Annotated in this window: 11 protein-coding genes; 3 read left to right on the forward strand and 8 right to left on the reverse strand. The window is 72.2% G+C overall.

The features are described from left to right. Positions 1–14: 14 nt before the first annotated feature. The 3 genes from AB0D32_RS07305 to AB0D32_RS07315 all read right to left on the reverse strand — a co-directional run bounded on the left by AB0D32_RS07305 (position 15) and on the right by AB0D32_RS07315 (position 3,671). On the reverse strand, positions 15–1,925 hold the full coding sequence (locus AB0D32_RS07305; protein WP_357086533.1) for an ATP-binding cassette domain-containing protein: 1,911 nt from the start codon (positions 1,923–1,925) through the stop codon (positions 15–17). 255 nt (positions 1,926–2,180) lie between these two features. After that, positions 2,181–3,080, reverse strand: coding sequence for a bile acid:sodium symporter family protein (locus tag AB0D32_RS07310; protein WP_357086037.1), 900 nt, complete (start codon positions 3,078–3,080; stop codon positions 2,181–2,183). Positions 3,081–3,242: 162 nt separating this feature from the next. Then, positions 3,243–3,671, reverse strand: a complete 429-nt coding sequence (locus tag AB0D32_RS07315) for a hypothetical protein (protein ID WP_357086039.1) — start codon at positions 3,669–3,671, stop codon at positions 3,243–3,245. A gap of 516 nt (positions 3,672–4,187) precedes the next feature. On the opposite strand from AB0D32_RS07315, the gene AB0D32_RS07320 reads away from it, so the two are divergent. Then, complete coding sequence (locus AB0D32_RS07320) at positions 4,188–5,129, forward strand: phosphotransferase (RefSeq protein ID WP_357086042.1); 942 nt, start codon at positions 4,188–4,190, stop codon at positions 5,127–5,129. Between the two features lie 221 nt (positions 5,130–5,350). Here the strand turns inward: AB0D32_RS07320 and AB0D32_RS07325 are convergent, their stop codons facing one another. Both AB0D32_RS07325 and AB0D32_RS07330 read right to left on the reverse strand, forming a co-directional pair. Then, entirely contained in the window at positions 5,351–6,613 is a 1,263-nt protein-coding gene (locus tag AB0D32_RS07325) for a family 16 glycosylhydrolase (protein ID WP_357086045.1), read from the reverse strand. A 210-nt stretch (positions 6,614–6,823) separates the two neighbouring features. Then, the gene (locus AB0D32_RS07330; RefSeq protein ID WP_357086048.1) at positions 6,824–7,600 is read right to left on the reverse strand and encodes an IclR family transcriptional regulator; all 777 of its coding nucleotides are present in this window, start codon (positions 7,598–7,600) and stop codon (positions 6,824–6,826) included. A 54-nt stretch (positions 7,601–7,654) separates the two neighbouring features. Here AB0D32_RS07330 and eda point away from each other — a divergent pair, with 54 nt between their 5' ends. Next, positions 7,655–8,320: a bifunctional 4-hydroxy-2-oxoglutarate aldolase/2-dehydro-3-deoxy-phosphogluconate aldolase gene (gene eda, locus AB0D32_RS07335; RefSeq protein ID WP_357086051.1), complete on the forward strand. Its 666-nt coding sequence runs from the start codon at positions 7,655–7,657 to the stop codon at positions 8,318–8,320. A 3-nt stretch (positions 8,321–8,323) separates the two neighbouring features. After that, positions 8,324–9,418, forward strand: coding sequence for a sugar kinase (locus AB0D32_RS07340; protein WP_357086053.1), 1,095 nt, complete (start codon positions 8,324–8,326; stop codon positions 9,416–9,418). Positions 9,419–9,479: 61 nt separating this feature from the next. Here the strand turns inward: AB0D32_RS07340 and AB0D32_RS07345 are convergent, their stop codons facing one another. The 3 genes from AB0D32_RS07345 to AB0D32_RS07355 are packed head-to-tail and all read right to left on the reverse strand — an operon-like array spanning position 9,480 to position 12,459. Then, the gene (locus AB0D32_RS07345) at positions 9,480–10,505 is read right to left on the reverse strand and encodes an acyl-CoA dehydrogenase family protein (RefSeq protein WP_357086056.1); all 1,026 of its coding nucleotides are present in this window, start codon (positions 10,503–10,505) and stop codon (positions 9,480–9,482) included. Next, positions 10,502–11,653 carry an acyl-CoA dehydrogenase family protein gene (locus AB0D32_RS07350; protein ID WP_357086058.1) on the reverse strand — a complete coding sequence of 384 codons (1,152 nt, stop codon included), beginning with the start codon at positions 11,651–11,653 and terminating at the stop codon, positions 10,502–10,504. The genes AB0D32_RS07345 and AB0D32_RS07350 overlap by 4 nt, the downstream gene beginning before the upstream one ends. A 5-nt stretch (positions 11,654–11,658) precedes the next feature. After that, positions 11,659–12,459 (reverse strand): crotonase/enoyl-CoA hydratase family protein, encoded by an 801-nt coding sequence (locus AB0D32_RS07355; protein ID WP_357086061.1) that lies wholly within the window; start codon positions 12,457–12,459, stop codon positions 11,659–11,661. Between the last annotated feature and the right edge of the window lie 92 nt (positions 12,460–12,551).

A 12,551-nucleotide genomic window follows, 5' to 3' on the forward strand; every position in this document is an offset into this window, starting at 1 on the left:
AGCGGTGGCGACTGTCAGGGCGCGGCGGGTGGGCGCTGCCGGGGCGCGGGCCCGCCGTCGCCGTGCGAGTCGTCGTAGCCGGCGGCCTGGAGGGCGAACAACTCGGCGTACCGGCCGCCGGAGGCGACGAGTTCGGCGTGGCTGCCGGCCTCGACCAGCGCGCCGTCGTGCAGGACGAAGATCCGGTCGGCGTGCCGGACGTTGGCCAGCCGGTGGGTGATGAGGATGGTGGTCGCCCGACCCTGCCGGTCCCGGATGGCCTGGAACAGGGCATCCTCGGCGCGCGGGTCGAGGGCCGAGGACGGCTCGTCCATGACCAGCAGGTCGGCGTCGCGGAGGAAGCCCCGGGCGGCGGTGATGCGCTGCCACTGGCCGCCGGAGAGGTCCTGGCCCTTCGCGAACGTCCGGTCGAGCAGTGTCTCGTACCCGTGCGGCAACTCCTGGATCATGTCGTGGGCGGCGGCGCGGGCGGCGGCGGCCTCGATCCGGTCCCGCCGGGCCTCGCTCTCGACGTCGCCGACGGCGATGTTCGTCGCGGCGGTGAACGGCCACTTGTGGTATTCCTGCGTGACCACCGCGATGCGGGCCCGCAACCCGTCCAGGTCCCACTCCGGCAGGGGACGGCCGTTCCAGCAGATGACGCCGTCGCTGGGAGCGCGAAGGGTGGCGATCATCGCGGCGAGGGTCGTCTTGCCGGAACCGTTCTCGCCCACGAAGGCCACCGTCTGCCCCGCCGTGATCGTCAACGTCACGCCGTCGACGGCGGGCGCGTCCCGGTCGGGGTAGCGCAGGCTGACCTCCCGCACGGCCAGTTCGCGCAGGGGGCCGGGCGCGGCGTCCGTGGCGCTCGTGGCCTGGTCGGGCAGGTAGGCGGCGGCGCGGTTCATGAACCCGGTGTAGTCGCTGAAGTGCTGGCCCTCGGTGTAGACGCGGTCCATCTGGAAGGTGACGATGCCCAGCGAACGTTGCGCGGACTGCACCGCGACCACGCAGGTCGCCGCCGCCGCGAGCGGAATCTGGCCGTCGATGAGTAGCAGCCCGAGCAGGAGGTAGACCACGGCGGTGGCGATGCCCCCGATCATCGCCCCGACCGTGGTGGTCGTGGTGACCCGCCGGGCCAGCGCCAGCTCGATGTCGGTCTCCACCTGCATCACCCGGTCGTACTGGTCCAGCAGGAAGCGGCGCAGCCCGTAGGAGCGCAGCTCCGGCGCCGAGGCCCGCTCGGCCATCAGCCGGTGCAGCAGCCACAACCGCCGTCGCCGCACCGAGCCGGCCGTGTAGGTCCGGTACCGCAGATGCCCGGCCCGCAGCGACGCCCAGGCCTTGGGCAGCGTCGCGACCAGCAGCGCCAGCAGCAGCAGCGGGTGGATGACGACGACGGCGACCGCCACGGCGAGCAGGCCGGCCAGCCCGGCGAGCAGGTTCATCGACGACTCCACGAGGTCGACCGTCGACTCGGTGCCCCGCGAGGCCCGCTCCATGTCGTCGGCGAACGCGTCGGCGTCGAACGCCTCCAGCCGTACCGCCGTGGAGACCTCGAACAGGCCGCGCTCCACCTCCCGGCTCACCCGCGGCGTGAGCCCGTTCTGCGCGTACCCGGTGGCGATGCCCATGCCGGCGCGCAGCGCGGTCGCCCCCGCCAGCACGGCGAGCGCGGGCATCGCGGCGACCACCTTCTCCGCGGTCGGGCCCCCGGCGAACAGCTCCACGAGCACCCGCTGGGTGGCCAGCAGCCCGAAGGCTGCCATGACCCCGCCGCCGAGCGTCGCCGCGGCCACCACCGAGGTGCGGAGCCGGTCGGCCCGCCAACTGGTCCGGACCGCCGTCCAGACCAGCCGCGGCAGTTCGGCGAACACGGCGAACAGGCCCGCCTCCGCCCGCGCCTGCATTCCGGTCTCCCAGAACATGGTCCGTAGCTCCGGCAGGACCGGCTCCGCGGGTTCCGGTGCCGGCTGCTCCGACGTGGTGCCCCGTTCGGCTCGGGTGGTGGCTCCGGTCACGGGAGTGTCTCCTCGCTGCGCGGTGACGTGGTCGCCGGTCGCGCCAGGAGGAGTGGAGGGCGACGGCGGGAGCCGCCCCGCCGCCACCTCGTCAACCCGTAGCGTTCGACCAACTACCAATGGTCACCGTCGGCGGCCTGCCGGTCCATCCCCCGTCAGGCAGGGAAGACGGTGCGCCGCTCAGGCCGCCCTGGTCGGCTGGTGCGCCGGCTCGGTCGAGGCGCTGCCGCGGCGTGCGGCGAAGAAGCCGAAGGCGGCGGCGGTGAAGAACATCAGGATGCCGTAGATCGCGGGCGGCATGCCGATGTCGGTGTTGTCGAGCAGGGCCGGGCTGAGCGCGATCGTGATGGCCAGGGTGGCGTTGTGGACGCCGATCTCGAACGACGACGCGACGGAGTCCCGGTGCCCGACGCGCAGCAGGCGCGGCGCCGCGTACCCGATGGCCAGGCTGAGCAGGTTGAACAGCAGGGCGACGAGACCGACCGCGCCGATGGTGGCGGCGAGTTCGTCCTTGACGCCGATCACCGCGCCGACGATCACGACGACGAGGACCACGATGGAGAGGATCTTCACCGGTCGCTGCATGCGCGCGGCGAACGCGGGACGCCGCTGGCGGACGACCATGCCGACCGCGATCGGGATGAGCACCAGGGCGAAGACCTGGAGCACCTTGTCGAACTGGAGGCCGAGCGAGCTGTCGGAGCCCATGAACGCGGCGACGGAGAGGTTGACGATCAGCGGCAGCGTGAACAGGGCGAGCACCGAGTTGATGGCGGTCAGGGTGACGTTGAGCGCGACGTTGCCCTTGAACAGGTGGCTGTAGAGGCTGGCGGTGCTGCCACCGGGGGAGGCGGCGAGCAGCATCATTCCGACCGCCAGCTCCGGACGCAGGTCGGCGGCGAGCACCAGGCCCAGGCAGACGGCCGGCAGGACCAGCATCTGGCAGACCAGGGAGACGATCACGGCCCGGGGATAGGCGACGACGCGACGGAAGTCGGCCACGGTGAGGGTGAGGCCGAGGCCGAGCATGACGATGCCCAACGCGACCGGGAAGAGGACGAGTGACAGACCGGTACTCATGGTGGTGCGCCTCCTGATCGCGGTACGCCAGGGATCACCGGATCGTCACACCGCACCGGTGCGCTCGCATCTTGCAACGTGCGGGGACCTTCGTCAATGGGCTCTTCCATCGGCCGTGCCACGCCGCGGGCCCTGGGCGACGGGCCGACGCCGTGACGCGGGTCAGAAGGGCCACTGACCGTGCGCCCCCGCCTCGATGAGCGGGATCATGGCGAACGCGGCGTCGGACAGTCCGCCGAACGTGTGCCGGTTGCCGGCCGCCGGTGCGTGCCCGACCCGGTATCCGGCCAGGTTCCAGGTACGCAGCCAGCGCACGAAGCGCCCGAACCAGTCGGGGTCGGCGACGGCCACGGTGGCGACCAGCTCCCGGAACCGGGCGTCCCGGTCGGCGGCGCCCTCGTAGAAGGTGTTCTCGCCGACCACGTTCGACACGCCCAGCAGGAACAGCTCGGCCTGTGGCTCGCGGGCGAAGCCGGGAGCGCCCTCGGCGGTGACGGGCGGGGTGCCGATCCCGCTCCGGCGCGGCATCAGGTTGAACTTGGCCATCGCGTCCCCCGCGTCGGTGGAGCGGAAGGCGCGACCGCACCGCACACCCGAGATCGGAGCCGGCGACGGACGGCCTCTTCACCGGGGTGTGGGCACCCCTCCAGGATGTAACCGTCGCCTTCGCACCGGGAGGTGCGGGCACGACCGTAGCGGTGGCGGCGATCAGCGGACAACGGAGTTTGCCGGCTCCTGGCCACGGCGGCCGGAAACGGGCGACGCCGCGTACCCGGGATCAAGGTCGGACACAGCTTCGCGGATTTCCACCACGGGTCAGGCTGAAAGCCAGGAAGTAGCTGTCCCCGTCGCACCGGGTACGCGGCGTGACGCACCTCCCGAGATCAGAAGCGGCAACGGAGACCGGCCCTTGCGGGCCTAGGTGACCTGGGCTGCTGATCGACACCGCCCTTCGGCGGCGGGATTCGCACCCGCGTCTCCCCGTTGGAAGCGGAAGTAGCCGTTGCCTGCGCACCGGGAGGTGCCCGACGAAGGTAAGCGACCACACGTACGCCGGCAAGTCACTTGGATCGGTTGGATGTCTTACTGTCCTGATTGACTGGGCCGATGCGGATCGAAGAACTCCATGGCATCGCAGCAGCGCTGGGTAGCAAGGTTCTGGCGACATCCGTGTTGGCGGGCGGCTTCTCTCACGAGACATGCCTGCTCACGCTTGCTGACGGTCGGGTCGTTGCCCGGTTCGGAGGAACGGACCCGGAGGTTGAGGCCGGGGTTATGGCCGCCGCCCGTCGGCATGTGCCAGTTCCGGACGTCTTGCTGGTCATGCCCGGTGGAGACGAGAGGGTGCGGCCGGCGATGGTTATCGAGTATGTGGACGGCGTTGCTCTGAGCGGGGTGCTCGCTGTGGGTGGTCTTGGTCGGGTGGAAGCGGGTGAGCTGGGGGCTGAGGTCGGAAGGGTCGTCGCGGGGGTCGCTGTTGTGGCGTTCGACCGACGAGGCTTCTTCGTTGACGGGGACCTCATTGTCAAGGAGGAAAACCCGTGGTCGCAGCAACTGGTTGAGATTGCCGAGGGTTGTATGGCTGCGGTTCCCGAGGGCCGGCTCGATGGCGAGACGCGTCGAGCCTGGGTGAAGTTGTGCGCGGCTAACGCATCGGCGCTGGAAGGCGTTGACGGTCACACCCGGCTGGTGCATGCCGACATCAACCCGAAGAATATTTTGGTCTCTCGAGTGGGCGGCGGTTGGCGGGTGGATGCGCTGCTCGACTGGGAGTTCAGCTATTCCGGTTGCCCGTATGGCGATGCCGCGAACATGGCTAGGTTCGGCGCTGACTATCCCGCCGGTTTCCTGGATGGCTTCCGTGCGGGATTCGCTGAGCACCAGCCCGCGGACCTGGCCCTGGTCGAGAACTGGGCTTATGTGGGGCGGGTTCTGGATATGTTCGCGTTGAGTGACCTGGTGACTCGCCCTGTGGGACATGCCGTTGCTGATCAGGCGGCCGAGCAGGTTCGGCGTTGGGTTGGGCATGGCGTGCCGGACAGGGTGTGACGTGTGTAGCAGGCGGTCAGCCGCGCGGCGCAGCCGAGACCAACGTCTGTGCGGCGCCGGCCATGTCTGTTACTCCGACGGCAGGCCACGGACCGGGACACCCCGGCGGGCCCGATCCGCCGGCACGTACCGGCGGGGCCGGCCGACGCTGTTGCCCCGACCGGCCCCGTCGTCGAGCGGGCCGGTCGACGAGCTGCCGCCGCCCGCGTCAGGCTCCGCGGTCAGGCGCGGGACCACTTCTGGTTGGCGTCACCGGTGCAGTCCCACAGTTGGAGCTTGCCCCCGTTGCCGATGTTCCGGTCCCGCACGTCGACGCAGCGGTTGGCGCTGAGGTTGACCAGGTCGCCCGCCGCGTTGAGGGTGAAGCGTTGCACCGGGTTGCCGTTGCAGGTGACGAGGTTGACCTCGGTACCGTTCGCCGTGCCGGCCCAGGCCGGGTCCATGCACTTGCCCATCGCCCGGACCGTCCCGTCGGAGGCGAACGTCCAGGCCTGCGCGGCGGTGGTGTTGCAGTCCCAGATCTGGAGCCTGGCCCCGTCGACCGGGTTGGCGCTGGGGATGTCGACGCACCGACCGCTCAGTGCGCCCCGGATCCGGGTGGTGCCGGTCGGCGGATCGCCGCCGGAGGTGTAGCCCGAGACGCGCACGTAGTCCACGAGCATCTGCTGAGGGAACTGCGTGGAGGCGTCGGGATAGCCCGGCCAGTTTCCGCCCACCGCCACGTTGAGGATCATGAAGAACGGATGGTCGAACACCCAGCGGTTGCCGCCGAGCCGACCCGGGTCGACCCGGTGGAACTCGACGCCGTCGAGGTACCAGATGATGGAGTTCGGTTCCCAGTCCACCCGGTAGGTGTGGAAGGCGTCGGCGAGCGGCTGGCCGATGGTGCGGCTGCCGGTGATGCCCCCGCCACCCGAGTAGCCCGGGCCGTGGATGGTGCCGTAGACGGTGTTCGGCTCTCTGCCGATGTTCTCCATGATGTCGATCTCGCCCGCGTTCGGCCAGCCCACGCTGCTCATGTCGTTGCCGAGCATCCAGAACGCCGGCCAGATGCCCTGACCGCGCGGGATCTTGATGCGGGCCTCGAAGCGGCCGTACGCCTGGGTGAACGTCGCCGCCGTGAGCAGCCGGGCTGACGTGTACTCGCACCGACCGTAGTGGCACTGGTAGTTGGCGGGGTTCTCCCGGCGGGCGGTGATGACCAGGTTGCCCTGGCCGTCGTGCACGGCGTTGCTCGTGCTGTTGGTGTAGTACTGCCTCTCGTTGTTGCCCCAACCGCCGCCACCGATGTCGAAGCGCCACCTGCTCTGGTCGACGGGCGTGCCGGCCGCCGCGTTGAACTCGTCCTGCCAGGTGATTCCCCCGATGGCGGCCTCGGCCGGTGTGGACCGGACCGGCAGAACGAGGGCCACTGTGGCACCGATGATCGCGGTCGCGGCGAGGGCGAGCGCCCATGGCCGTTGGCGGGTTCGGACTCTGAACACGTTGGACCTCCTTCGACTGTGCCGGCGCGAGGTCCCCCACGGCCTGATGTCGACGTCCTCAATAGCAAGAGAGCGCTCTCACGATGAAGTGTGTCGATGTGGTGACCCATTTGTCAAGAACATTGCCAGTTGACTGCTCCGGGCGGGCCGCGACGGGCCGCCGCGCCAAGCCGGCGTCCCGACGTGGGTGGACGGTGGTGGCGGCGCCGGTCAGGCGGTGGAGAGCAGGCCCCGCGCGGCCTGCACCTGGTCGACGGCCCGGCGGAGGGCGGCCACGATCCGGTCCTCGCCGGCGGCGCCCAGCCGGGCCACCGGAACCGAGAGGCTGATCGCGTCGGTCGCCGGCGATCCCAGGGGTACGGCCGTCGCGAAGCAGACGATGCCCTCGGTGTTCTCCTCGCGGTCCACCGCGTAGCCGCGCTCCCGGGCGGCGGCGAGCTCGGCGCGCAGCGCGTCGGGGTCGGTGACGGTGTGCGGGGTGAGCGCGGACAGCGGCCAGGTCAGCAACTCGTCGAGCGCCTCGTCCGGGCGCTCGGCGAGCAGCGCCTTGCCCAGGGCGGTGGCGTGTGCCGGCAGTTGCCGGCCGATCGCGCTGTAGAGCCGCAGCGGGTGAACCGACTCACGTTTGGCGAGGTAGACGATGTGCGCGCCGTCCAGGCGGCCGAGGTGGACGGTCTCGCCGAACTGCCGCGACAGGTCGTCGAGCACCCCGCCCAGCAGGCCCACGGTGTCGTCGCTGGTGAGGTACGCGGCACCGACCTGGAGCGCGCGGACCCCGAGCCCGAACCGGGTGCCCGTGGGGTCGCTCTCCACCCAGCCGCGCTGGGCCATGGTGCGCAGGATGCCGTGCAGGCTGCTCTTCGGGATGTCCAGCGCGCGGGCCAGGTCGACCAGGGAGCGCCGCTGCGGCGAGGCGGCCAGCGCCTCGAGCACCTCCAGCGTCCGGGTGGAGGACTTCACGGGTTGGAACCCGCCGGGCAGCGTCATGGGCGCCACTCTAGCGGGCTTGACAGCCCAGGCGGCAGCGCTAGGGTCACATATGTGACTGGCGTACAGAATGATGAACAGAAGAAGGCGGTCGTCGCGGCCGTCGGCGCGGCCCGGATCCTGCCGGTCGTCGTGCTCGACGCCGCCCGCGACGCCGCCCCGCTGGCCGACGCGCTCCTCCGGGGCGGGCTGCACTCGGCCGAGGTGACCTTCCGCACCGACGCCGCGGCCGAGTCGATCCGCGTCATGTCCGAGCGGCCCGACCTGCTCGTCGGCGCCGGCACCGTCCTGACGCCCGCCCAGGTCGACCTGGCGGTGCAGGCCGGCGCCCGGTTCGTCGTCACCCCCGGGTTCTCCCCGGCCGTCGTCCGGCGCTGCCAGGAGCTGGGGGTGCCCGTCTTCCCCGGCGTCGCCACCGGCACCGAGATCCAGATGGCCCTCGACGCCGGGCTCGACACGGTCAAGTTCTTCCCCGCCGAGCAGCTCGGCGGCGTCGGGATGATCAAGGCGCTCGCCGCGCCGTACCGCTCGGTGCGGTTCATTCCGACCGGCGGGGTCAACACCGGCAACCTCTCCGACTACCTGGCCCTGCCCGCCGTGCTGGCGGTCGGCGGCACCTGGATGGTCGCCCCCGACCTGATCGCCGCCGGGCGTTGGGACGAGGTCGCCGCCCGCACCGCCGCGGCCGTCGACGCCGCCCGACCCACCCTGGAGGCCTGAACCATGCTGTCCATCCGTCCGGCCGGCGAGTGCCGGTACGACCTGGTCTCCCTGGGCGAGATCATGCTGCGGCTCGACCCGGGCGAGGGCCGGGTGCGTACGGCCCGTACCTTCCGGGCCTGGGAGGGCGGCGGCGAGTACAACGTGGCACGCGGCCTGCGCCGCTGCTTCGGGCTGCGGACCGCCGTGGTCACCGCGTTCGCCGACAACGAGGTGGGCCGGCTGCTGGAGGACCTCGTGCTCCAGGGCGGGGTGGACACGTCGCTGATCACCTGGCTGCCCTACGACGGGGTCGGCCGCGCCGCCCGCAACGGCCTCAACTTCACCGAGCGCGGCTTCGGCGTCCGGGGCGCCGTCGGCACCTCCGACCGCGGCCACAGCGCCGCCAGCCAGCTCCGGCCCGACCAGGTCGACTGGGACCACCTGTTCGGCACGCTGGGGGTGCGGTGGCTGCACACCGGCGGCATCTACGCGGCCCTGTCCGAGACCACCCCCGAGACGATGGAGGCGGCGATGGCCGCCGCCGCCCGGCACGGCACCGTCGTCTCGTACGACCTCAACTACCGGCCCAGCCTCTGGAAGGCGGTCGGCGGGCAGGACCGCGCGCGGGAGGTCAACCGCCGGCTCGCCCGCTACGTCGACGTGATGATCGGCAACGAGGAGGACTTCACCGCCTCGCTGGGCTTCGAGGTGCCCGGCACCGACGCCTCGCTGTCCCAGCTGGAGGTGGCCAACTTCCAGCGGATGATCGAGGCGGCCACCAAGGAGTACGACAACTTCAAGGTCGTCGCCACCACCCTGCGTACGGTGCGCACCGCCACCGTCAACGACTGGGGTGCGATCGCCTGGGCCGACGGGCGGTTCGTCGAGGCGACCCACCGGCCCGGCCTGGAGATCATGGACCGGGTCGGCGGCGGTGACAGCTTCGCCTCCGGCCTGATCTACGGCCTGCTGGAGAAGGGCGACCTGGCCACGGCCGTCGAGTACGGCGCGGCGCACGGCGCGCTGGCGATGACCACCCCCGGCGACACCTCGATGGCGAGCCTGCGGGAGGTCGAGGCGCTCGTGCGGGGCGCCGGCGCGCGCGTCCAGCGCTGACGCCCTCGCTTGTAGGGAAGGGCACCTTCCTGTCGCTTTCTGTACAGGAAGGTGCCCTTCCTCACATCGTGGCGCGGGTGATCAGCGCCCAGACCCCGTCGGCGCCGTCGGCGTCGAGGGCGGCCCGGGTCAGCAGGTCGTCCCAGTGCTGGACCGAGCCGAACTCGGAGCGCCACGCGAGCACCGGCCGGGTGAGTCCGTGCAGCTCGTGTTCGAGCGTGGTGCCGATGGCGCCGTGCACCTGGTGGGCGTTGCGGACCACCACCGACGCCGCATGGCCGGCGCAGGACCGGGCCACCGCGACCGCGAAGGCCAGGCCGTCGCCGTCGCCCTCCGCCGCGCGGAGCACCGCCGCGTCGGTGGCGACCCGCGCCAGGGACGACTCGGCGGCGATGTCCGTCACGAGGCCCTGCACGGCCTGGAAGGCCGCCACCGGACGCCCGAACTGCGTCCGGGCGGTGGTGTGTGCGACGCAGAGCTCCAGGATCTGCTCCATCGCGCCACACATCTGCACCGCCCGGGCGAGCGCCCCCCGCAGCAGCAGCCGGTCGGTGACGTCCGCGTCGACCGGAACCCCGTCGAGCCCGGCGAGGTCGACCGCGACGGTGTCGCGGGGCTCGCCCGCGATGCTGTCCGCCCCGGTCACCGCGACCGCCGTGGCGGGCACGTCGGCGACCCGCCAGCCGTCCCCGTCGGGATACAGCACGACGATCCGGGCGGCGGCCCGGGCCCACGGCACCGCCCGGGCCCGCCCGTCGGCGTCCAGCACGCAGGCGGTACGCAGGGCCCCGTCAGCCGGCAGCCCCGCCCGCTCCAGCAGCCAGCCGGCGAGCAGGTCGTGCTCGGCCAGCGGCAGCGGCACCGCGTGCCGGGCCGCCGCGGCCAGCAACGCCGCCGCCTCCGGCCAGCCGGCGCCCGCACCGTGCGGTTCGGTGCCGGTGAGCCGGGTCAGGCCCAGCGACTCCAGCAGGCCCCACAGCTCGACGTCCAGCGTCGCGGCCACCTCGGTCCGTGCCGGGCGGTGCGCCGCGAACACCGAGTCCAGCATGTCGACGAGGGCGGGGTCGACCCGCTCCGGCCCGGTCATCGCCGCATCCCCAGCCCCCGCGCGACGACGCCGCGCAGGATCTCGTTGGTGCCGCCCCGCAGCGTGAATCCGGGGCGCTGGAGCAGGCCGGCGGCGAGCAGGTCGGTGAACCGCTCCGACAGTTCCGCCCGGTCGCCGGAGAGCTGGTCGGCGTACTCGGCGATGTCGCCCTCGGTCGTCGTGCCCAGCAGCTTGACCAGCGCGGCGGCGGTGTCGGCCGGCTCGCCGCGTTCCAGGGCGCCGGAGACCGCCAGCGACATCTGGTGCAGACCGGCGAGTCGGGCCACGTGCCGCCCGGTGTCGGTGTGCCGGGGCAGGAGGCCCTGGCGCACTCCCGCCACCGTCTCGGTGAGCAGCGGCACCGTGGAGAGGAACCGTTCGGGTCCGCTGCGTTCGTAGCCCAGCTCGGAGTTGACCTGCCGCCAGCCGGCGCCGACCTCGCCGAGGACCATGTCGTCCGGGACGAGGACGTCGTCCAGGAAGACCTCGTTGAAGTGGTGGGCGCCGTTCATCGAGGTGATCGGGCGGATGGTGACCCCGGGGCCGCGCAGGTCGACGATGAACTGGCTCAGCCCGGCGTGCCGGTCGGCGGTGTCCAGCGGCGCGGACCGGGCCAGCGCGAAGAACGCGTGCGCCCGGTGCGCGCCGGAGGTCCACACCTTCGTCCCGGTGAGCCGCCAGCCGCCGTCCACCCGTACCGCCCGGGTGCGGACGCTGGCCAGGTCGGAGCCGGAGTCCGGCTCGCTCATGCCGATCCCGAAGTAGCACTCGCCCCGGGCGATCGCCGGCAGGAACCGCCGCTTCTGCGCCTCGGTGCCGAACCTGAGCAGCGTGGGCGCGATCTGCCGGTCGGCGATCCAGTGCGCGGCGACGGGGGCGCCGACCGCGAGCAGTTCCTCGGTGACGACGAACCGGTGCAGGAAGGTCCGGCCGTGCCCGCCGTATTCGGTGGGGATCGTCATGCCCACCCAGCCCCGGGCCGCGAGAGCGCGGGTGAAGTCCTCGTCCCATCGGGTCAGCCAGGCGTCCACGCCCGGTGTGAAGACGCCCTGCGCGATCTGCTCGCGGAGGAAGTCGCGTACCTGCGTCCGGAGGGCGGCCAGCTCCGGCGGCGGGGTCGTCACCGGCGGCACCAGCCGGCTGCCCATTCCGCTCACTCCCCGGTGAAGTGCGGTTCGCGGCGGTCGAGAAAGGCCCGGACAGCCTCGTCGTGGTCGCGGGTCTGGTGCGCCAGCGCCTGCATCGCCGCGGAGAGTTCCAGGATGCTGTCGAGGCTCTGGTGCTGGGCCTCGCGCAGCAGCTTCTTGGCCATCCGTACGGCGTGCGGCGGGTTCGCCGCCACCCGGTCGGCCAGCCGGCGTGCCTCGGTCAGCAGTTCGTCGTGCGGCACGACCCGGGAGACCAGCCCCCACTCCAGTGCGGTCGCCGCGTCGACCCGGTCGCCGGTGAGCGCCATCTCGGCGGCCCGGGCGGCGCCGACGGCGCGGGGCAGCAGCCAGGCGCCGCCGTCGCCGGGGATGATGCCGAGCTTGACGAAGCTCTCGGCGAAGAACGCCCGCTCCGAGGCGATCCGCAGGTCGCACATGAGCGCCAGGTCGCAGCCGGCGCCGACGGCCGCCCCGTTCACCGCCGCGATCAGCGGTACGTCGCACGCGTACATCGCCCGGGGGATCCGCTGGATGCCGCGCCGGTAGCCGTCGCGCAGCTCGTGCGGGGCGCCGCCGAAGAGGCCGACCCGGTCCGCCATGTCCTTGACGTTGCCGCCCGCGGAGAAGGCGCTGCCGGCGCCGGTGAGGATGACCGCCCGGACCGCCCGGTCGGCGTTGACCGCGTCGACCCGGGCGACCAACGCGTCGATCACGTCGTCGCCGGAGATCGGGTTGCGGGCCTCCGGCAGGTTGATCGTCCACGTCTCCACAGGACCGTCCCGCTCGACGAGAACCGGGTCGTCCACGCGCGTCTCCTTGGTGTGTCGCTGATCTGGCCTGCCCCCGAACCAACCACACGCCCGCCCGGCCGGCCAGGCGGGGTGCGCGGCGGCTGGAC

It is taken from the genome of Micromonospora sp. NPDC048170, from assembly GCF_040652795.1.
Taxonomy (GTDB): domain Bacteria; phylum Actinomycetota; class Actinomycetes; order Mycobacteriales; family Micromonosporaceae; genus Micromonospora.

What these genes read in the sequence shown, in the direction of transcription:
- AB0D32_RS07310 (WP_357086037.1), bottom strand. Translation starts at nt 3,080, where the DNA reads ATGAGTACCGGTCTGTCACTCGTCCTCTTCCCGGTCGCGTTGGGCATC.
- AB0D32_RS07320 (WP_357086042.1), top strand. Translation starts at nt 4,188, where the DNA reads ATGCGGATCGAAGAACTCCATGGCATCGCAGCAGCGCTGGGTAGCAAG.
- AB0D32_RS07330 (WP_357086048.1), bottom strand. Translation starts at nt 7,600, where the DNA reads ATGACGCTGCCCGGCGGGTTCCAACCCGTGAAGTCCTCCACCCGGACG.
- AB0D32_RS07340 (WP_357086053.1), top strand. Translation starts at nt 8,324, where the DNA reads ATGCTGTCCATCCGTCCGGCCGGCGAGTGCCGGTACGACCTGGTCTCC.
- AB0D32_RS07345 (WP_357086056.1), bottom strand. Translation starts at nt 10,505, where the DNA reads ATGACCGGGCCGGAGCGGGTCGACCCCGCCCTCGTCGACATGCTGGAC.
- AB0D32_RS07350 (WP_357086058.1), bottom strand. Translation starts at nt 11,653, where the DNA reads ATGGGCAGCCGGCTGGTGCCGCCGGTGACGACCCCGCCGCCGGAGCTG.